Annotated in this window: 18 protein-coding genes and 1 pseudogene; 10 read left to right on the forward strand and 9 right to left on the reverse strand. The window is 74.0% G+C overall.

Going from position 1 to position 17,920, the window contains the following annotated elements; all coding sequences use genetic code 11:
* The first annotated feature begins 90 nt into the window (after window positions 1-90).
* Window positions 91-1,137 carry a YbhN family protein gene (locus VKA29_RS32395; protein WP_324789588.1) on the forward strand — a complete coding sequence of 349 codons (1,047 nt, stop codon included), beginning with the start codon at window positions 91-93 and terminating at the stop codon, window positions 1,135-1,137.
* 16 nt (window positions 1,138-1,153) lie between these two features.
* Here the strand turns inward: VKA29_RS32395 and VKA29_RS32400 are convergent, their stop codons facing one another.
* Window positions 1,154-2,110, reverse strand: a complete 957-nt coding sequence (locus tag VKA29_RS32400; RefSeq protein ID WP_324789589.1) for an AraC family transcriptional regulator — start codon at window positions 2,108-2,110, stop codon at window positions 1,154-1,156.
* Window positions 2,111-2,485: 375 nt separating this feature from the next.
* Here VKA29_RS32400 and VKA29_RS32405 point away from each other — a divergent pair, with 375 nt between their 5' ends.
* The 5 genes from VKA29_RS32405 to VKA29_RS32425 are packed head-to-tail and all read left to right on the forward strand — an operon-like array spanning window position 2,486 to window position 6,698.
* On the forward strand, window positions 2,486-3,907 hold the full coding sequence (locus VKA29_RS32405) for an ATP-binding protein (protein ID WP_324789590.1): 1,422 nt from the start codon (window positions 2,486-2,488) through the stop codon (window positions 3,905-3,907).
* Window positions 3,904-4,317: a roadblock/LC7 domain-containing protein gene (locus VKA29_RS32410; protein ID WP_324789591.1), complete on the forward strand. Its 414-nt coding sequence runs from the start codon at window positions 3,904-3,906 to the stop codon at window positions 4,315-4,317. The genes VKA29_RS32405 and VKA29_RS32410 overlap by 4 nt, the downstream gene beginning before the upstream one ends.
* A complete protein-coding gene (locus VKA29_RS32415) occupies window positions 4,314-4,670 on the forward strand; it encodes a DUF742 domain-containing protein (protein WP_324789592.1) in 357 nt (118 codons plus the stop codon). Before VKA29_RS32410 ends, VKA29_RS32415 begins: the two co-directional genes overlap by 4 nt.
* Entirely contained in the window at window positions 4,648-5,283 is a 636-nt protein-coding gene (locus VKA29_RS32420) for a GTP-binding protein (protein ID WP_324789593.1), read from the forward strand. The genes VKA29_RS32415 and VKA29_RS32420 overlap by 23 nt, the downstream gene beginning before the upstream one ends.
* A complete protein-coding gene (locus VKA29_RS32425; protein WP_324789594.1) occupies window positions 5,280-6,698 on the forward strand; it encodes a cytochrome P450 in 1,419 nt (472 codons plus the stop codon). Before VKA29_RS32420 ends, VKA29_RS32425 begins: the two co-directional genes overlap by 4 nt.
* On the opposite strand, the gene VKA29_RS32430 is transcribed toward VKA29_RS32425, so the two are convergent.
* Window positions 6,699-7,943: a cytochrome P450 gene (locus VKA29_RS32430; RefSeq protein ID WP_324789595.1), complete on the reverse strand. Its 1,245-nt coding sequence runs from the start codon at window positions 7,941-7,943 to the stop codon at window positions 6,699-6,701. It lies immediately after the preceding gene.
* A gap of 182 nt (window positions 7,944-8,125) precedes the next feature.
* On the opposite strand from VKA29_RS32430, the gene VKA29_RS32435 reads away from it, so the two are divergent.
* Both VKA29_RS32435 and VKA29_RS32440 read left to right on the forward strand, forming a co-directional pair.
* Window positions 8,126-8,524 (forward strand): hypothetical protein, encoded by a 399-nt coding sequence (locus VKA29_RS32435; protein WP_324789596.1) that lies wholly within the window; start codon window positions 8,126-8,128, stop codon window positions 8,522-8,524.
* A 261-nt stretch (window positions 8,525-8,785) separates the two neighbouring features.
* A complete protein-coding gene (locus tag VKA29_RS32440; RefSeq protein WP_324789597.1) occupies window positions 8,786-8,983 on the forward strand; it encodes a hypothetical protein in 198 nt (65 codons plus the stop codon).
* Between the two features lie 9 nt (window positions 8,984-8,992).
* On the opposite strand, the gene VKA29_RS32445 is transcribed toward VKA29_RS32440, so the two are convergent.
* The 7 genes and pseudogenes from VKA29_RS32445 to VKA29_RS32470 all read right to left on the reverse strand — a co-directional run bounded on the left by VKA29_RS32445 (window position 8,993) and on the right by VKA29_RS32470 (window position 16,243).
* Window positions 8,993-9,979 carry an MASE1 domain-containing protein gene (locus tag VKA29_RS32445; protein ID WP_324789598.1) on the reverse strand — a complete coding sequence of 329 codons (987 nt, stop codon included), beginning with the start codon at window positions 9,977-9,979 and terminating at the stop codon, window positions 8,993-8,995.
* A gap of 50 nt (window positions 9,980-10,029) precedes the next feature.
* Complete coding sequence (locus VKA29_RS32450) at window positions 10,030-10,860, reverse strand: PP2C family protein-serine/threonine phosphatase (RefSeq protein ID WP_324789599.1); 831 nt, start codon at window positions 10,858-10,860, stop codon at window positions 10,030-10,032.
* Between the two features lie 120 nt (window positions 10,861-10,980).
* Window positions 10,981-12,621, reverse strand: a complete 1,641-nt coding sequence (gene pgm, locus VKA29_RS32455) for a phosphoglucomutase (alpha-D-glucose-1,6-bisphosphate-dependent) (protein WP_324789600.1) — start codon at window positions 12,619-12,621, stop codon at window positions 10,981-10,983.
* Window positions 12,622-13,140: 519 nt separating this feature from the next.
* Window positions 13,141-14,088, reverse strand: a pseudogene (locus VKA29_RS37085) (SpoIIE family protein phosphatase); the annotation flags it as partial.
* A gap of 27 nt (window positions 14,089-14,115) precedes the next feature.
* Window positions 14,116-14,352: a hypothetical protein gene (locus VKA29_RS32460; RefSeq protein ID WP_324789601.1), complete on the reverse strand. Its 237-nt coding sequence runs from the start codon at window positions 14,350-14,352 to the stop codon at window positions 14,116-14,118.
* A 61-nt stretch (window positions 14,353-14,413) separates the two neighbouring features.
* On the reverse strand, window positions 14,414-14,854 hold the full coding sequence (locus VKA29_RS32465) for an Lrp/AsnC family transcriptional regulator (RefSeq protein ID WP_324789602.1): 441 nt from the start codon (window positions 14,852-14,854) through the stop codon (window positions 14,414-14,416).
* Between the two features lie 39 nt (window positions 14,855-14,893).
* The gene (locus tag VKA29_RS32470) at window positions 14,894-16,243 is read right to left on the reverse strand and encodes a transaminase (protein ID WP_324789603.1); all 1,350 of its coding nucleotides are present in this window, start codon (window positions 16,241-16,243) and stop codon (window positions 14,894-14,896) included.
* A 204-nt stretch (window positions 16,244-16,447) separates the two neighbouring features.
* On the opposite strand from VKA29_RS32470, the gene VKA29_RS32475 reads away from it, so the two are divergent.
* Window positions 16,448-17,122, forward strand: coding sequence for a TetR family transcriptional regulator (locus VKA29_RS32475; protein ID WP_324789604.1), 675 nt, complete (start codon window positions 16,448-16,450; stop codon window positions 17,120-17,122).
* Window positions 17,123-17,129: 7 nt separating this feature from the next.
* Complete coding sequence (locus tag VKA29_RS32480; RefSeq protein ID WP_324789605.1) at window positions 17,130-17,918, forward strand: SDR family NAD(P)-dependent oxidoreductase; 789 nt, start codon at window positions 17,130-17,132, stop codon at window positions 17,916-17,918.
* Window positions 17,919-17,920 lie beyond the last annotated feature (2 nt).

Consider the following 17,920-nt stretch of genomic DNA (forward strand, 5'->3'; position numbering starts at 1 on the left):
GCCGGCCACTCGCCGCACACCACCCGGACGATGAACGCGCCGGGCGGGGAGACCGGACGGTGTCCGGAGCCGCCGGACGCCCCTGGCTCCGTGTCGGCCCGGCCGTCCGGGGCCGTGCCGGCGGCCGGACGGCCGCGGTGGCAGGTGTGGGCCTGGTGGGCCGGCCTGACGGCGTTCGTCGCCATCGCCGCCGTGGCGGCCGCCTCGCACCGGCACGAGCTGTCCGGCGCCTCCCAACTCCTGGCTCGCGTCAGCCCCGTGAAGCTGACGGTGGCCGTGGCGCTGGAGGCGGCGTCCTTCCTCGCGCTGGCGTCCCTGCAGCGGTGGCTGCTGCGCCGGGCCGTGGTGCGGCCCGGCCTGGGCACCATGACGGCCTTCGTGCTTGCGGCCAACGCGATGGCCGGTGTCATCCCGGCCGGCAGCGCCCTGTCCGTGGCGTGGGCGATCCGCCAGCTGCGCCGCCGGCAGATCGGCCTGGCGCTGGGCGTCGCCATGCTGGCCGTGTCCGGCGCCCTGTCCGCGCTGACCCTCGCGTCGCTGCTGGCCGTGGGCGCGCTGGTGGCGAACCCCGCCGGACCGGCCCCGGGACTGCGCGCCGTCATCCTCGTGTCGGCGGCGGTGCTGGCCACCGTGACCGTGTCGGCCGTCGCGCTCACCCGTTCGTCCGCCGCGCGCGGCGTGATGCGGCACGCCGGGAACCGCGTCGCCGGGAACCGGCCGGCCTTGCGCCGGCTCGGGAAACTGCTGTCCGAGGTACTGCACCAGGCCGAGAGCATCCAGCCCGGCCTGCGGCACTGGGGCCGCCCGTTCGCCCTGGCGTCGCTGAACTGGGTGTGCGACGCCGCCGCCCTGACCGCCTGCCTGTGGGCCCTGGACATCGACGTGCCGTGGCGGGGCGTCCTCGTCGCCTACGGACTGACCCAGATCTCCATCAGCCTCCGCCTGACTCCGGGCAGCGTCGGCATCGCCGAGGCCAGCCTCGGCGCGCTGCTCGTCGTCCAGGGACTGCGCGCCGACCAGGCGATCGCGGCGGCGCTGCTGTACCGCATCGTCAGCTTCTGGATGCCGCAGCCGGTCGGCTGGGCGAGCTGGCTCCGGCTGACCCTGCACTCCCCGCACGGTCCGGCCGCCCGCTGAGGCGGCGGACCGGGGATCAGCGCGGTCCGAGGCGCATCTCGCGGGGGCTCACCCCGAAGCGCCGGCGGAAGGCCGTGCTGAGCGCGCTGGCGGAGGAGAAGCCCGTGGCGTAGGCGAGTTCCGTGATCGTCATGTGCGCGCAGCTGCCGCACTGGAGCCGATCGCGGACCAGACGCAGGCGCTCCTCGCGTATCAGGTCACGCGGAGTGGTGCCCGCGCGTTGCAGGGCCAGCTGTATCTGGCGCAGGGACCAGCCGAGCGCGTGGGCCATGGAGGTACCGGTGAGCCCGGGGTCGGCGGCGTGGGCGCGGGCGTAGCGGCGCACCATCGCCTCCACCTGGGCCAGATGCCCCGGCGCCTCGGGGCGCTCGTCGCCCACCACGAGCATGCACAGCAGGTCGACGACGCGGTCGGCGACGGCGTCGAACTCCGGGTCGGTGAGTGAGTACCGCTCCTCGTACATGTCGTTCAGCACGGAATTCACCACCCGGCCCAGGCCCTTGGTCAGGTCGACACCGGCGGCCGTCGGCGACGTCCGGCTGAGCCGTCCGTCGATCTCGCGTGCGGGGATGGTGAAGATGAACGCCCGGACGGAGGCGTCCTGGAGGCACTGGAAGGGCGTCTGGAAGTTGAGCAGCGTGCCGCAGCCCGGCCCGACGACCGCCTGCTCGTCGTCGTAGCGCATGACGATCCGCCCGCTGAGCGGGACCAGGAAGCGGTAGTCCTCGTCGGGGTCCTGCCGGATCTGCTGCAGGGTGCGGTGGTACTCGATCTCGTCGGACCGGTATCTGACCAACTGGTAGGTGTCGCTGCGCTGGCGGACCGTCTCCCCGTGGAAGTCGTCGAGCCGTGCGTACCGGTAGCCCATCCGGGACTGGTACGACGCGATGTGCTCGCTCCAGAAGTCGGCCCTGTCCTGCGCACCCACGTCAACCGTGGTCTGCTCTTCCACGACGTAGCTTCCCGCGGGCAACGCACCCCTCCGTTGCGGCGTGTGGCGACGACACGCACAGGCAAAGCTCTGGCCCATGCGAATACCGAGAGTTACTTGGTGGCAGCCTAGTGCAACTACCCACCCGGAATGCACCCCCGGAAGGACATTGGCATATGCCAAAGGGAAGTCGGTCGGACCGACGCGTCCACCTGGGCCGAGCGGACCCGTCGGAGGCGTCCGTGGGGCCCGTGGGGCGGCGGGAACCTGTGTGACCGCAGGGGTACTCCCGGGCCCGGCGGGACCGATGCGTCCGGCGGCAACTTCCGTTCGCGTACCGGCAAGTACGCCCGTCCGGGGCGCCGCTAGCGTCATGCGACCTGTCAATCCATACCCATGCCCGCCACAGAGGACTCCATGACCGAACAGATACCGGAGGCGGTGTCGTGGTGCCTGGGCCTGTGCCTGTGCGCCGTCACCGTGCTGCTGGTGCGGCAGCGCGGCATCACCGCACTGCAGCGCCGACGGAACGCCGAACTGTCGGACGGCCTGCGGGCGCGCGACGAGGAACTGCGCCACCTGGTGACGGTCCGGCTGCCGGCCCTGGAGGACCTCTCCCTCCGGCCGGCCCCCGCGTCCGGCCCGCTGGACACCCGCCTGGACGGCACGGACTTCGCGAAGTGCCTCGACGCCGTACTGGAACGCTTCTCGCAGGCCGTCGAGCACGCCCAGTCCCGCGCCGACCAGTCGGCGAAGGCCGCCCTGAAGGCGTCCATGCGCTCCATCCAGGCCCTCGCCAACGAGCAGCAGGTGTCCATCTCCGAGATGCAGGACCGCCACGACCACCCCGACGTGCTGCGCGACCTGCTCGAGATCGACCACGCCAACGCCCAGTTCGGCCGTCGCGCGCAGGCCATCGCCGTGCTCTGCGGCTCCTGGCCGGGCCGCCAGCGCGCCACCTCCGCGCTCGTCGAGGTGGTCCGCGGCGCCACCTCCCGGATCCGCGACTACCGGCGCATCCGCATCCACGGCGAGGTGGACATCGCCGTCGGGAGCCGCGCCGTGGAGCCGGTCGTGCTCGCCATCGCCGAGCTGCTCGACAACGCGGCACGCCACTCGCAGCCCAACACGAACGTCGAGGTCACCCTGCAGAGCGTGCACAACGGAGCCTGCGTCGTGATCGACGACGCGGGAGTGGGCATGGACGGCCGGGCGACCGAACTCGCCGCCGAACTGCTCTCCGGCAGACGGTCCGTGGACGTCACCCGGCTCGGCGACCCGCCCCGGTTCGGCTTCGCCGTGATCGGCGTGCTCGCCGAGCGCTACGGCTTCAGCGTCTCCGCCGACACCCTCTCCCCCTACGGCGGTGTCCGGGCCGTGGTGTTCCTGCCGTCCGCGCTGCTGACACACCCGGACACCGCCCCGCGGCCCGCGGTGACCGCCGCCGCGCCGGCCGCCCGCGCCACCGGGCCGACGGCCACCACCGGCCCGACGCCCCGCACCGAGCCCACCGCGACTGGCACCACGGCGGCCACCACCCCCGCCACAGCGGCCACCACCGCCACAGCCGTCACAGCCGCCCGGGAGGCGGTGCCCGGCGCCGCACCGGCCCCCGACATCGACCCGGCCCGGCCGACCACGTCCGGGGGCCTGCCGAAGCGTCGCCGCCGGTCCGTCCGCGCCGACGAGGCCGAGCCCGCGGCCGGGCCGGCCGAGGAGACCGGCGGCCGTTCGGCCGAGGAGCACGCCCGGCGCATGGGCGCCTTCGCCCGCGGCACCCGCTTCGGCCGGGACGCCCGGCACACCACCCAGGAACACGAAGGGAACACCCACGAATGACCGGGCCCACCAACAACGAGTTGGGCTGGATGCTGGACGACGTGCTGAAGGTGCCCGAGGCGCTCCACGCGATCCTGCTCTCCGCCGACGGCATGCTCCGCGCCTGTTCCAAGGACATCGGCCGGGACGACGCCGAACGGCTCGCCGCGGGCCTGTCCGGCGTGCAGTCCATATCCCGCAGCACCGCCGAGTTCACCGGCACCCCGCACACCCCGTGGCGGCAGACCCTCATCGAGTTCGCGCACGGCTACGTCTTCCTGGTCGCCGCCGGCGAGGGGGCCTACCTGGCGGTGTCCACCACCCAGGAGGTGGACATGGAGGCCGTCACCTACCGCATGCACAAGCTGGTCGACCGGCTCGGCAAGGAGCTGACCAGCCCCGCGCGACAGGACGCCGGCAGTCCGGCATGACCCCGCGGCCACGCCCCGACAGGCTGGTGCGGTCGTACGTCGTCACGGACGGCCGCGCCCATCCCACCCGCAACACCCTGGACCTGGTCACCCTGCTGATCGCCACCGACGATCTGCCGCTGGCCGGGCTGAACCCGGAGAAACGCCGGCTCATGGAGCTGTGCCGGCCCGGGGCGCTGTCCGTCGCCGAGGTGGCCGGCCACCTGGCACTGCCGGTCAGCGTCACCAAGGTGCTGATCGCCGACCTCATGGACAGCGGCCACATCGTCACCCGCGCGCCGGTCCCGGCCGCCCGGCCGTCCGACCTCACCATCCTCCAGGAGGTGCTCGATGCACTCCGCGCCCGCCTCTGAAGACCGCTATCTGCGGCCCGGTGTGCAGACCGCCGTCAAGGTGCTGATCGTGGGTCACTTCGCGGTCGGCAAGACCACCTACGTCGGGGCGCTCTCCGAGATCCGTCCGCTGCGCACCGAGGAGGTCATGACCGAGGCGGGCGCCCTCGTCGACGACCTGGCCGGCATGAACGACAAGACGACCACCACGGTCGCCCTGGACTTCGGCCGGCTCACCCTCAACGACCACCTGGTGCTCTACCTCTTCGGCACCCCCGGCCAGCAGCGGTTCACCCAGCTGTGGCAGGACATGACGCGCGGCGCGCTGGGCGCGCTGGTGCTCGCCGACACCCGGCGGCTGGGCCAGTCCTTCGAGGTGATGGGCGTGCTGGAGGAACTCGGCCTCCCCTACGCCGTCGCCCTCAACGAGTTCGACGACGCGCCCCGGCACGAACTGCGCGAGGTCCGCGAAGCCCTCGACCTGCTGCCCGAGACCCCCCTCGTCCGGTGCGACGCCCGCGACCCGGTCTCCTCCACCCGGGCGCTGATCTCCCTCGTCGAGTACCTCATGACCCTCCCCGCTTCCCGGCTCCGCACGAGCGGAGCCGCCGACGGCCGACTGGAGCACGTGTGAGCCCCGAACCACCCCGGCCGGCCGGCCCGCCACCGGGCTGCCCCGCCCATGAGGCCCTGCACGGGCCCGAGTTCGCCGCCGACCCGGCCGCCGTCTACCGGCGGCTGCGCCGGTACGGCCCGATCGCCCCGGTCGAACTGGCCCCCGGCGTCCAGGCGTCGCTCGTCCTCGGCTACGAGGCGGCCCTGCACGTGCTGCGCAGCCCGGAGACCTTCTCCAAGGACCCCCGCCGCTGGCAGGACCTGGCCGACGGCACGGTCCCCGCCGACAGCCCGGTCGTGCCGATGATGATGTACCGGCCGAACGCGCTGTGGGCCGACGGCGCGGAGCACCGCAGACTGCGCGGCGCGATCATGGACAGCCTGGCCCGTGTGGAGCCGAACACGCTGCGCGGATACGTCGAGACCAGCGCCGACACCCTCGTCGACCGGTTCGCGCCCGCGGGCAAGGCCGATCTCCTCGGCGAGTACTCCCAGGTCCTGCCGCTGCTGGTGTTCAACCACCTGTTCGGCTGCCCGGCCGAGTACGGGGAGCGGCTCGTGCGGGGCATGTCCGGCATCTTCGACGGGGTCGACGCGGAGCAGGCGAACGAGCTGCTCGCCACGACCCTGTTCGACCTCGTGGCGCTGAAACGCCGGCAGCCCGGGCAGGACGTGACGTCCTGGCTGCTGGCGCACCCCGCCGGACTCACCGACGAGGAGATGGTGCACACCCTCGTCCTGCTCATGGGCGCGGGCACCGAACCGCAGCAGAACCTGATCGCCAACAGCCTGCGGCTGCTGCTGTCCGACGACCGGTTCGCCGGCGACCTGTCGGGCGGCAGCCTGCCGGTGGAGGACGCCCTCGACGAGGTGCTCTGGAACGACCCGCCCATGGCCAACTACGGCGTGCACTACCCGCTGCACGACGTCGTGTACGAGGGCGTCGCGCTGCGCCCGGGCCGGCCGATCGTGATCTCGTTCGCCGCGGCGAACAACGACCCGTCGCTGGCGGCCGACCGGCGCACGGGCAACCGCGCCCACCTGGCGTGGAGCGCGGGCCCGCACACCTGCCCCGCGCAGGGTCCCGCCCGGCTGATCGCGGCGGCCGCGGTGGAGAAGCTCCTGGACCGCCTTCCCGACCTGGAACTCGCGGTGCCCGCCGAGGACCTCCTCTGGCGGCCCGGTCCGTTCCACCGGGCGCTGGCCGCGCTGCCCGTGGCGTTCCCGCCGGCCGCCGTCACCGGGCCGGGCGCGGGTGACGGTCCGCCGCCCGCACGGCGGGCCCCCGTGACGGCGGCGCCGGCCGCGGGGCCGGCCACCGCTCCGGCCGCCACCGCTCCGGCCGCCGCCGCTCCGGCCGCCGCCGCTCCGGCCGCCGCCGGGGCGGGGCGCGGCCTGGGGTCCCGGCTGCGGGGCTGGTGGCGCGGGGAGTGATCAGCGCAGGTGCACCGGGAGGGAGCGGTGTCCGTTGGAGATGAACGAGTCCACCGGCTCCAGCTCCTGCCCGGGCACCGCCGGCCGCAGCCCCGGGAAGCGGTCGAAGAGCGCCGGCAGCGCGATCCGCGCCTCCAGCCGCCCCAGCGGAGCACCCAGGCAGAAGTGCACGCCGTGGCCGAAGGACAGGTGCTCCTTGTCGACGCGGGTGACGTCGAAGCGGTCCGCGTCGTCGCCGTACCTTTCCGGGTGGCGCCCGGCAGCGGCGTACGCGGCCAGGATCGCCTCGCCCTTACCGATCACCACACCGGCGGGGCCGCCGAACTCCTCCATCACCAGGTCCTCCACGGCGTACCGCAGGGGCAGGCTGGCGACCGGCGCCTCGACGCGCAGCGTCTCCTCGATCACGTCGTCCCAGGAGGCGCCGCCGTCGCGGACGAGGGCGAGCTGGTCGGGGTGGGTGAGCAGGGCGTGCACGGCGTTGTCGAGGAGGTTGACCGTGGTCTCGTGGCCCGCGCTGACCATCAACACCAGGGTGTCGAGGAGTTCCTGCTCGCTGAGGCGGGTGCCGTCCTCGTCGTCGCGGGCCGCGATGAGGGCGGTGGTCAGGTCGTCGCCGGGCGACTCCCGCTTGAGCGCGACGAGCCTGGCGAGCGCGGCGTAGAACCGGGTGTAGATGTCGGTGACCTCCTCCGGGGTGGCGGAGGTGTGGAAGATGCCGTCCACGACGGCGCGCAGTTCCGCGCCCTGGTCCTCGGGCAGGCCGAACAGCTCGCTGATCACCTGGATCGGCAGCGGGTAGCAGAAGTCCTCCCGCAGGTCGACCACCCGCCCGTCCCGCCCGGCCCGCTCCACCCGGTCCAGCAGGTTCCGGGTGATCTCCTCGATCCGGGGCTGGAGCGCGGCGGTGCGGCGGGCGGTGAACGCCTTGGAGACCAGCGCGCGCAGGCGCTTGTGCTCACCGCCGTACGCGGTGAACATGTTCTGCACCGCCACCCAGGTGAACAGCGGCCACTCGGGGGCGATCTCGCCGTTGATCCAGCTGCTCCAGTGGCGGCGCGGGTCCTTGGAGACGCGGGGGTCGGTGAGCAGGCGCCTGAGCAGGCCGGGGTCACTGACGGCCCACGCCGCGACGCCGTCGGGGAGTTCGACCGGGGTCACCGGTCCCCGCTCGCGGATCCGGGCGGCCTCGCCGTGGATGTCCCGGCCCGTCGGGTCGATCACTATGGGGTCGGGGTGACCCATCGCAGCCTCCTGGATGTTCCTGCGCCGATACGGCCCGTAACGCTACGTCGCCGTCGTGCGGCCGGACGAGGTCCGGCCGCGCCCGCTGCGTACCGTCACAACTTCCGTGCGCGTGACCGCAAGTCGGCGGTACCGCGCCGGCCCTAGGGTCGGGACGTCGGACGGGAGGACCGGTGAGGGTGATGACAGGCAGCTGGGCTCCACGGTGGATGCCGCGGGACAGTCCCGAGGCGAAGCTGCTGGCCGCCGGCTACTGGTGGGACGCCGTCCGGGTGCCGCTCGACCTGGGGCTGCACGCGCTGCGGCACCTGGGGGACGAGACGGGAGCCGTGATCACGGACGGCTACGGCCGCATCCTGTACTGGCTGGTCCGGCCGGGCTCCGCGGCCGGCTGGAGCCTCGCCCCGGTGTCCGTCCTGACCTCGGGCTCGCACGTCGTCGTCCCGCCCCCGCACCGCACCACGGGCCCCGGCCCGCACTGGCACATAGCGCCGTCCCGCGGCTGCGAATGGACCAGCGCGGCACGCCTGCACTCGGCCCTGAGCACCTGCCTGACCACCGACGCCTGCTGCCCGTCCTGACCCCTGGACCGCGCGGGCCCACGGCTGCGCGCACTCCCCATCCAGCCGCGCCGCCGCGGCTGCCGACCCGTCGCCGGGGGCCGTTCGGGTGGTGGACCGGCCGGGCAGGTCGCGCGGCAGCGGGTTCCCGTACTGGTCGACTGCCTCCGGCACCCCCGGGTACGGCAGGCCGGCTTCCTGCCGGCCTGTGGTGACGGCGACAGCCGCCGGACCGCGCCACGCCGGTCCCGGTGGGGGCCGGACTCGGCGACGGCCGAGGGCGTGAACGCGGTCGACGACCGCGAGCCCTGCTGCGCGGCGGGCAGCTTCCGCTCCGCTCGCGTCACCGTCCGGCTCGGCCGCCCGGCGCCCTGGGGGAAGCGGCCGCACGTCCGGCACTTCACCCGGCTGACCCTCGGGTACCACGGCAGCAGGCCCGGCATCCAGCCGCGGACGGTCACCCTGCCCCTGTGGAACTGACGGGCGGGCTCAGCGCTCCTCGGGCTGCCGGGTCTCCGGCGGCTCCCCCGCGGTGAGGTGTTCCAGCACCGTCACCAACTCCCGGCAGGCCTGTGCCACCGACCTCCTGGTGTTGTGCTGCTCGGTGATCACGGTGGACAGCAGCAGGGCGGTCAGGGCCATGGAGCCGTTGTACGCCTGGAGCTTCATCAGCACCTGGGCCCGGGTCAGGTTGTCGAACGGGCCGGCCCGGTCCATCGCGGCGAGGGTGGCCAGGACGGAGGCGTACAGGGCGCACAGCATGCTGCCCATGGGCTGGAACCGCAGGGCCGTCCAGATCAGCAGCGGGTAGACGAGGAACAGCGCGCTGACACGGTTGTAGCTGAACAGGGGCACCAGAGCGCCGATCAGGACGGCTGTGCCGACGGCCTCCTTCCACCGGGACATGTCCATGGGCCATCGCGCGTTACGCAGCATCAGCAGGATCGGGGTGACGATCAGGACGCCCATGGCGTCGCCCACCCACCAGGCCAGCCACACCGTCCAGAAGCCGCCCGCGGAGATCTTGTCGGTGAGCAGCAGGAGCAGTGCGCCACTGGTGGCACTGATCGTCATCGCGGCCAGCGCCCCCAGGAACACCAGTTCGAGGCCGTCCCGCAGGTGGGCGAGGTCGGCGCTGAAGCCGACGGCGCGGAGCAGCAGGAAGGCGACGACGGGCGCGGCGGTGCTGCCGAACACCGTACCGATGGCGCTGGGCTGCAGGGAGGGGGCGACGGACGCGACGACCAGGAAGGCGCCGAAGGCGATGCCGGGCCAGCAGCGCAGGCCGAGCACCAGCAGGCAGGCCACGGCGATGCCGGTGGGGGGCCAGACGGGCGAGATGACCGCGTGCTTGGCGGCGAGGTGGCCCAGCAGCCCCAGCCGGCCGCCCAGGAAGTACGCGGCGGCCACGGCCAGCGTCTGGAGGACGTAGGCACCGGTCCGCCGGAGGTCCTGGTTGGTCACCACAGATGCCATCAGACACCGGTCTCGGCGCGGCGGCGAGGCGAGAGCCCCGGCGTCGGGCCCTACGGCTGAACGCCGGGCCGGTCGTGGCCGACCACGAGCACGGCCGCGTCGTCCTCGTGGCCCACCCGTTCGGCCACCTTCAGCACGGCGTCGGCGAGCGCGCCCGCCTCCATCCCGGCGACCGCCGCGGCGCCCGCCAGCCGCACCACCCGGTCGAGGCCCTCGTCGACGTTCAGGGTGGGCCCCTCGACCACCCCGTCGGTCAGCATGATGAAGACGCCGCCCGTGGTGAGCCGGTGCCGGGTCACCGGGTACCGCACCCCCGCCAGGACGCCCAGCGGGGGGCCGCCCCGGGTCTCGGCGATGCCGGACCTGCCGTCCGCGGTGGCCCAGATGTGCGGGATGTGACCGGCCCGCGCGCTCTCCAGGATTCCCGTCGCCGGGTCGAGCCGCATGAAGGTGCAGGTGGCGAACAGGTCCGTGCCGAGGGACAACAGCAGGTCGTTGGTGCAGGTCAGCAGTTCGCCCGGCTCGCCGGTGACGGAGGCGAGCGCCCGCAGGCCGACCCGGACCTGGCCCATGAAGGCGGTCGCCTCGATGTTGTGGCCCTGCACGTCGCCGATGGACAGCCCGAGGCGGCCGTCGGGCATGGTGAAGGCGTCGTACCAGTCGCCGCCGACGTTGAGGCCGTGGCAGGCCGGCGCGTAGCGGACGGCCAGCCGGTAACCGGGGACCTCGGGCAGGTCCGGGGGCAGCATGCCGCGCTGCAGGGCGATGGCCAGCTCGACGCGGGAGCGCTGCTGCTGCGCGAGTTCGCGCGCCTGGGCAGTCAGGGAGGACAGCCTGGCCAGCAGTTCGTCCCCGTCGTCCGTCGGGCGCGTGCGGAACATGGATCACTCCGGTGAGGGCATCGGCCCCTTCAGGGTAAAACTCCCTCATATTAACCATTTCGGGCGACAGGCCGCGGCGTCGCGCTCCCAGCCTGCGGAAGCACGGCGCCGCCGCCCGCGTCAGCCGCCCAGGGCCGCCATCACCACGTCCTCGGCCTCCTCCTGCACCTGGCGCAGGTGCTCGGGGCCGCGGAAGGACTCGGCGTAGATCTTGTACACGTCCTCGGTGCCCGAGGGACGGGCCGCGAACCAGGCGTTCTCGGTGGTGACCTTGATGCCCCCGATGGGCGCGCCGTTGCCCGGTGCCTCGGTCAGCACTCCGGTGACCGCCTCTCCGGCCAGCGTGTCCGCGCCGACCTGAGCGGGCGAGAGCTGGGCGAGCAGCGCCTTCTCCTCGCGGGTCGCCGGGGCGTCGATGCGGGCGTAGGCGGGCGCGCCGAAGCGGGCGGTGAGGGCCGCGTAGTGTTCGGAGGGTGTCGTGCCGGTGACGGCCAGGATCTCGGAGGCGAGCAGCGCGAGGATGATGCCGTCCTTGTCCGTGGTCCACACCGAGCCGTCGCGGCGCAGGAACGACGCGCCGGCCGACTCCTCGCCGCCGAAACCGAGCGAGCCGTCGACCAGCCCGTCGACGAACCACTTGAAGCCGACGGGCACCTCGACCAGCCGCCGCCCCAGGTCGGCGGCGACGCGGTCGATCATTCCCGAGGACACCAGCGTCTTGCCGATCCCGGTGTCCGCGGGCCACTGATCGCGGTGGGCGTAGAGGTAGGCGATGGCGGCGGCCAGGTAGTGGTTGGGGTTCATCAGGCCCGCGTCGGGCGTGACGATGCCGTGCCGGTCGGCGTCGGCGTCGTTGCCGGTGGCGATCTGGAAACGGTCGCGCTGTTCGATGAGGGAGGCCATCGCGTACGGCGAGGAGCAGTCCATGCGGATCTTGCCGTCCCAGTCGAGCGTCATGAACCGCCAGGTGGGGTCGGCGAGCGGGTTGACCACGGTCAGGTCGAGCCGGTGCTGCTCGGCGATGCGGCCCCAGTAGGCGACCGACGCCCCGCCCAGGGGGTCGGCGCCGACGCGCACCCCGGCGGTGCGGACCGCGTCCAGGTCCAGCACGCTCGGCAGGTCGGCGACGTAGGCGCCGAGGAAGTCGTGGCGGGCGGTGGTGGGCGCGGCGAGCGCCCGGGTGAGGGGGATGCGCCGTACGTCCTTCAGGCCGCCCGCGATGATGCTGTTGGCCCGGTCCTGGATCCAGGAGGTGGCGTCGGAGCCGGCCGGTCCGCCGCTCGGCGGGTTGTACTTGAATCCCCCGTCGGCGGGCGGGTTGTGCGAGGGGGTGACGACGACGCCGTCGGCGAGTCCGGAGGCGCGTCCGCGGTTGTGCGTGAGGATGGCGTGCGAGACCGCGGGGGTGGGGGTGTAGCCGTCGGCGCTGTCGATGAGCACCGTCACCTCGTTGGCCGCGAACACCTCCAGTGCGGTGACCCGCGCGGGTTCGGACAGGGCGTGGGTGTCGGCGCCGAGGAAGAGGGGGCCGTCGGTGCCCTGCGCGGCGCGGTACTCGCAGATGGCCTGGCTGGTCGCGGCGATGTGGTCGTCGTTGAACGCCGCCGCCAGGGACGATCCGCGGTGCCCGGACGTGCCGAACGCCACCCGCTGCGCCGGGTCGGCCGGGTCCGGGTGCAGCGCGTAGTACGCGGTGACCAGCCGGGCGACGTCGACGAGGTCCTCGGGGCCGGCCGGACTGCCCGCTCGCTCGTGCTGCATGTGCCCGCTCCTCCACATCGGTTGACCTGTGTTGCCTGCCGGCCCATCTTCCCCCGACACCCCGGCGCCGGGCGAGAGCGCACGGAGCCAGGTCCCGCTGCGCGGGGCGGCCGGCGGGCTCAGCCGGGCCGGGGCCGCAGGCGGCCGGTGAGGACGGCCGGTGTCGTCGTCCGCCCGCGGTGTCGCCGGGCGGACGACGCTCCCCTCCAGGACCTGCCCGGCGGCCGGGCCGGGGTGCGGGCGCGGCCGGGCCGGCCGCCGGGAGGGCGAGGGATCGATGTCCTCGCCGCGGCGTTCGGCGAGTCCGTCGGTGAACGTCACCGGGGTGTCGCCGGCGCCCAGGGGCAGGGTGGTCGTCGTGTGGTCGGCCGGCCCGGTGACCGGCGGCGGACCGGCCGGCAGGGGGCCGGCTCGCCGGTGCCGTCCGGGTGGAGGACGGCCGGCGGGAGGCGCGGGCCGGGGCCGGAAACCCCTCGCGCCCGCCCGGCGGCGGCGAGGGCGACCGCGGCCCGCCGGGTCCGGCAGAGCGGGCAGGCAGGTGGCGGGCCCGCGCCGGGCGTCCGCGGCGGTGATCGCGTCCGTGCGGCGCAGGACGCGGTGCGGCGGCAGGCCGGCGGCGGCGGCGGCGTGGCGCAGCGTCGAGCGGTAGGCGTTCATGTCGGCCGCGGCGTCCGGACCGTGCCCCCTCACGTCGCCGACGACGAGAACGGTGCGTCCGTGGCGCAGGCGTACGGTCTCGAACCAGTCGCCGCCCAGCGCCGTGCCGGGCCGGCGGGCGCGAGCGGGTGGCCGTCTCGGCGCCGGGGTGCGGGCGGCGCGGTCCGGCGAGCGGGCCCACCGCGAGGGGCGGGGCCTTGTCCCGCCGCGGGCGGTGTCCGGTGGCGAGCCGCACACGGTCGGCGGCGAGCTGCACACGGTCGGCGGCGAGCCGGGCGACGTAGGGCACGGCGGCGGCCTCGCCGTCGCCGAACGCCCGGCCGGCGCGGACCGCGAGGACGGCCCCGTGGGCGAGGTCCGGGGCCGGGAGCGGCACGGACAGCGCGGCCACCGGCTCGTGGCCGTCGAGGCCGAGGGAGGCGGTGATCGGGTGGCCCGCGTCCAGCGCGCGAACCAGGATGTTGCGCCGCGGCACGTGCCGCGGGCCGACCGGCAGGCTGCCGCGGGCCGCGGCGACGACGCGCCGTGCACCGCGCCGTGCACCGCGCCGTGCACCGCGCCGTGCACCGCGCCGTGCGCGCGGGTCCTCCTGCCGCGTGAGGAGATCGACGGCCGCGGCGTCGCGCGCCTCACCCGTTCCGCCGTTTCCGTCCCGGCATCGGCGGGGCCGACGGGCCGGCAGCGGCCCGGTCGGGATACGGAGTCGGGGCGGCGGCGGAGGACGGCGGCGGGGCGAGGCGGGGACGCGGTCGGGGCCGGTCGGGAGCGCGGGCCCGGCACGCACGGGGCCCGGCGAGCCGTGTGCCGCACGGATCGCCGGGCCCCGGTGAGTCGTCGTCAGCCGCCGTTGAGGCGCGCCCGCAGCAGTTCCTTGCCGAGTTCGGCACCCTTGCGGCTGTCGGCCTGGGCCTTGCGGAACAGGTCGGCGGCCTCGGTGTCCTTCGCGCGTTCGGCGTCCTGGATGTAGGTCTCCAGGCGCAGGGCGTTGTTCAGGCACGCCTCGACGTACCAGATGAGGTTGTAGTCCTTGTCCTGCGTACCGGTCACGCGGCCGGTGTCCGTGCTGCTGGTCATCCGAACCTCCTCCAGCGTTCTCGTTCCGGGGCGGTCCGGGTACCCGCTTCGCGCCGGGCAATCAGCCCAGGTCCCACAGGAACCGGTGGGTGTGGATGCCGAAGTAGGGGAACGGCTGGATCTGTTCGACGCCTTCGATCGGCCGCACCACGTCGTTGACGAAGTCGAGCAGTTCCCGCGGTCCCGGCGCGACCACCTCGGCGAACAGGTCGAAGCCGCCCGACGTCAGCACCGAGTAGACCACTTCGGCGCGCCGGGCGAGTTCGTCGGCGACCGGACGCGGGTCGCCGTCCACTCGGATGCCGAGGAGGGCCATGGCCTGCCCGCCCATGGACATCGGGTCGGTGACACCGACGACCTGGACGGCCTTGGAGTCCAGCAGCCGCTGCAGCCGCTGCCGGGCGGCCGACGCCGACAGCCCGACCCGGGGCCCGAGGTCGGCGTAGGCGATGCGGCCGTCGGTCTGCAGCTCGCGCAGGATGGCCCGGTCGATCTCGTCCACCTGCGTCCTCCCTTCCTTCCGCCTTCCGCTGTCGCCGGGTCAGCCGGCCAGTTCGGACAGGGCGGCGGCGAACAGCTCCGTGTGGGCGTCGACGTCCTGCTCGGTCGTGTCGGGGCACATGAGGGCCATGTTGTGGAACGGCGTCAGCAGGATGCCCCGGTTGGCCAGGTAGAGGTGGAGGAAGTCCTCCAGGTCGGGGTCGGCGGCCGCCGCGGACTCGGTGCCGGTGCGCGGCGCCGGGTCGGCGAAGCGGTACTCGGTACGGGCGCCGAGCCGACTCACCGACCAGGGCAGCGCGTGCGCCTCGATGCCCGCGCGCACGCCCGCCTCGAACCGCTGCGACAGCTCGTCCATGCGGGCGAACGCCTCGTCGGTGAGGACGTGTTCCAGCGTGGCGCGTACCGCGGCCATCGACAGGGCGTTGCCGGCGAGCGTGCCGCCGACGCCTCCCATGTCGACCAGGTCGAGGTCGTCGCGCTCCAGCAGGCGCTCGGCCAGCTCGGCGGACAGGCCGTAGGCGCCGGCCGGGATGCCGCCGCCGATGGCCTTGCCGATGGTGAGCAGGTCGGGCTCCAGGCCCCAGGCGGCGGTGCAGCCGCCGGGTCCGGCCGAGAAGGTGTGCGTCTCGTCGTTGATGAGCAGGGTGCCGTGCCGGCGGGTCAGCTCCCGCACTCCGGCCAGGTAGCCCGGCTCGGGCAGGACGATGCCGATGTTGGTGAGCGCGGGCTCCATCAGGACGGCGGCGACGTCGCCGTGGGCCAGCTCGCGCTCCAACTGGTCGAGGTCGTTGAACTCCGCGACCCGGCTGGTCAGCGTGACGTCGCAGGGAGCCCCGACGTTTCCGGGGCGGGCGGTTCCGTTGCCGTCCGGGCCGACCACGATCAGCGACTCGTCGACGCTGCCGTGGTAGCTGTAGCTGTTGACGAGGATCTTCGGGCGGCCGGTGACGGCGCGGGCCAGCCTGATCGCCCACCGGTTGGCGTCGGTGGCCGTCAGCGAGAAGCTCCACCGGGCCAGGCCGAAGCGGCGGGTCAGTTCCGCGCCCACGAGTTCGGCGTCCTCCGTCGGCAGCATCGCCGTGGCCCCGCCCTGGTCGGCGAACCGGTGCCGGACCGCCTCGGCCACCACGGCCGGGGAGTGACCGGCCATCGCGCCGGTGTCCCCCAGGCAGAAGTCGATGTACTCGTGCCCGTCGATGTCGGTCACCCGGGCGCCCCGCGCGGTGGCCAGGTAGCGCGGGAAGGGGCCGGCGGTCTTGTTCATCCACGTCATCGGCACCCGGCCGAACAGGTGGTCGGCACGCCCGTAGGCGTCCTTCGAGCGCGGGCAGCGGCGCACGGCCTCCGCCCTCTCGCGGGCCAGCAGGTCCTGCAGGCGGGAGCGGTCCATGGGTCACCTCGGGATGTCGCGTACCGATCGAACAGCCGGACCATACGACGGAAAACATCGCCTGGACAAGTGTCGGCAGCTGTTTCCGTTGTCGGCACGATCGATTCCTTCGTCCTGCGACCTCCGGCAGCATGTCCCGACGGGACATCTGTCCCATTGGGACATCAGGCGCCAAGGTGACCGTGGAGGCCAGGGAGGCGCACGATGGAGGCGAGGGAGGCGATGCAGCCCATGTCCGTCACGGAGGACCGCCGGCAGCGCAAGGCGCGGCAGACCCGCGACTCGCTGGCGGGGGCCGCCCTCGACCTCATCCTCGAGCGCGGGCCGGCGGCCACCACGGTGGAGGCGATCGCGGAGCGGGCGGACGTCACGCGCCGGACCTTCAGCAGGTACTTCACCGGCAAGGCGGACGCGGCCCTGGACTTCGTGCGCGGCGACGGCGACCGCATCAACGCGCTGCTGCGCGCCCGGCCCCCGGCGGAGCCGCCGCTGCTCGCCTACCGCCGGGCCGTGCGCGAGTGGCTCGCCGACCGCGACAACCCGGCCTGGCACGTGCGCCCCAGGATGCGGCGCCTGCTGGGCCTGGTGGACGAGGAGCCCGCGCTGTTCGCCGCCTACGAGCGCATCCGGGGCGACGCCCAGGAGGAGTCGATCCGCATCATCGCCGGCCGGCTCGGCGCCGACGACGTCCGGGACGTGCGCCCGGCCGTCGTGGTGGACGCCGCCGGGGTGCTCACCGCCGCCCTGCGCATCTGGGCCCGCGGAGACGGCCGTCACGACTCGGGAGCCGCAGACCTCGCCGCCCTGGTGGAGCGGGCCTACGACGCCCTGACCGGCGAGGCCGCGTCCGCGGCCGCGCACAGCACCACCGAAGAGTGAGAGCACCATGAGCACCCACACCCCCGAGCCCGTCACCGACTACGCGACCGAGTTCGCCGGGAAGACCGCCCTCGTCACCGGCGCCGCCTCCGGCATCGGCCTGGCCACCGCACGCCGGCTGGGCGCCGGCGGTGCCGGCGTGGTCGTCGCCGACTACAACGCCGAAGGGGCCGAGAAGGCGGCCGCCGCGCTGAAGGCGGAGGGCATCTCCGCCGCCGCCGTGGAGGTGGACGTCACGCGGCCCGAGTCCGTGGCCGCCGCCGTCGCCTTCGCCGTCGACACCTTCGGCGGCCTGGACCTGGCCGTGAACAACGCCGGCATCGGCGGACCCAGCGCCCCCACCGGCGAGTACGACATCGAGGCCTACGAGCGCGTCATCAACACCAACCTCAACGGCGTCTTCTACTCCCTGCGCCACGAACTGCCCGTGATGGAGGCGGCCGGAAAGGGCGGCGCCATCGTCAACGTGGCCTCCATCCTCGGCTCGGTCGCCTTCCCCGGCTCCCCCGCCTACGTCGCCGCCAAGCACGGCGTCGTGGGGCTGACCAAGACGGCGGCGGCCGAGTACGCGGCCAAGGGCATCCGCGTCAACGCGGTCGGCCCAGGCTTCATCGAGACGCCGCTGCTGCAGGGCATGGACAAGGCGGCCTACGACGGCCTGGTCGGGCTGCACCCGGCCGGCCGGCTCGGCCGTCCCGAGGAGGTCGCCGAACTGATCGTCTTCCTGCTGTCCGGCCGGGCCTCGTTCGTGACCGGCAGCTACCACCTGGTCGACGGCGCCTACACCGCGGTCTGAAC

The sequence above is a fragment of the Streptomyces sp. H51 genome, from assembly GCF_035656535.1.
Classification (GTDB): Bacteria; Actinomycetota; Actinomycetes; order Streptomycetales; family Streptomycetaceae; genus Streptomyces.

Excerpts from the sequence above, each read along its gene's own strand:
- VKA29_RS32405 (WP_324789590.1), top strand. The coding sequence starts at position 2,486 with ATGACCGAACAGATACCGGAGGCGGTGTCGTGGTGCCTGGGCCTGTGC.
- VKA29_RS32410 (WP_324789591.1), top strand. The coding sequence starts at position 3,904 with ATGACCGGGCCCACCAACAACGAGTTGGGCTGGATGCTGGACGACGTG.
- VKA29_RS32415 (WP_324789592.1), top strand. The coding sequence starts at position 4,314 with ATGACCCCGCGGCCACGCCCCGACAGGCTGGTGCGGTCGTACGTCGTC.
- VKA29_RS32420 (WP_324789593.1), top strand. The coding sequence starts at position 4,648 with ATGCACTCCGCGCCCGCCTCTGAAGACCGCTATCTGCGGCCCGGTGTG.
- VKA29_RS32430 (WP_324789595.1), bottom strand. The coding sequence starts at position 7,943 with ATGGGTCACCCCGACCCCATAGTGATCGACCCGACGGGCCGGGACATC.
- VKA29_RS32435 (WP_324789596.1), top strand. The coding sequence starts at position 8,126 with ATGACAGGCAGCTGGGCTCCACGGTGGATGCCGCGGGACAGTCCCGAG.
- VKA29_RS32445 (WP_324789598.1), bottom strand. The coding sequence starts at position 9,979 with ATGGCATCTGTGGTGACCAACCAGGACCTCCGGCGGACCGGTGCCTAC.
- VKA29_RS32450 (WP_324789599.1), bottom strand. The coding sequence starts at position 10,860 with ATGTTCCGCACGCGCCCGACGGACGACGGGGACGAACTGCTGGCCAGG.
- pgm (WP_324789600.1), bottom strand. The coding sequence starts at position 12,621 with ATGCAGCACGAGCGAGCGGGCAGTCCGGCCGGCCCCGAGGACCTCGTC.
- VKA29_RS32460 (WP_324789601.1), bottom strand. The coding sequence starts at position 14,352 with ATGACCAGCAGCACGGACACCGGCCGCGTGACCGGTACGCAGGACAAG.
- VKA29_RS32470 (WP_324789603.1), bottom strand. The coding sequence starts at position 16,243 with ATGGACCGCTCCCGCCTGCAGGACCTGCTGGCCCGCGAGAGGGCGGAG.
- VKA29_RS32475 (WP_324789604.1), top strand. The coding sequence starts at position 16,448 with ATGGAGGCGAGGGAGGCGATGCAGCCCATGTCCGTCACGGAGGACCGC.
- VKA29_RS32480 (WP_324789605.1), top strand. The coding sequence starts at position 17,130 with ATGAGCACCCACACCCCCGAGCCCGTCACCGACTACGCGACCGAGTTC.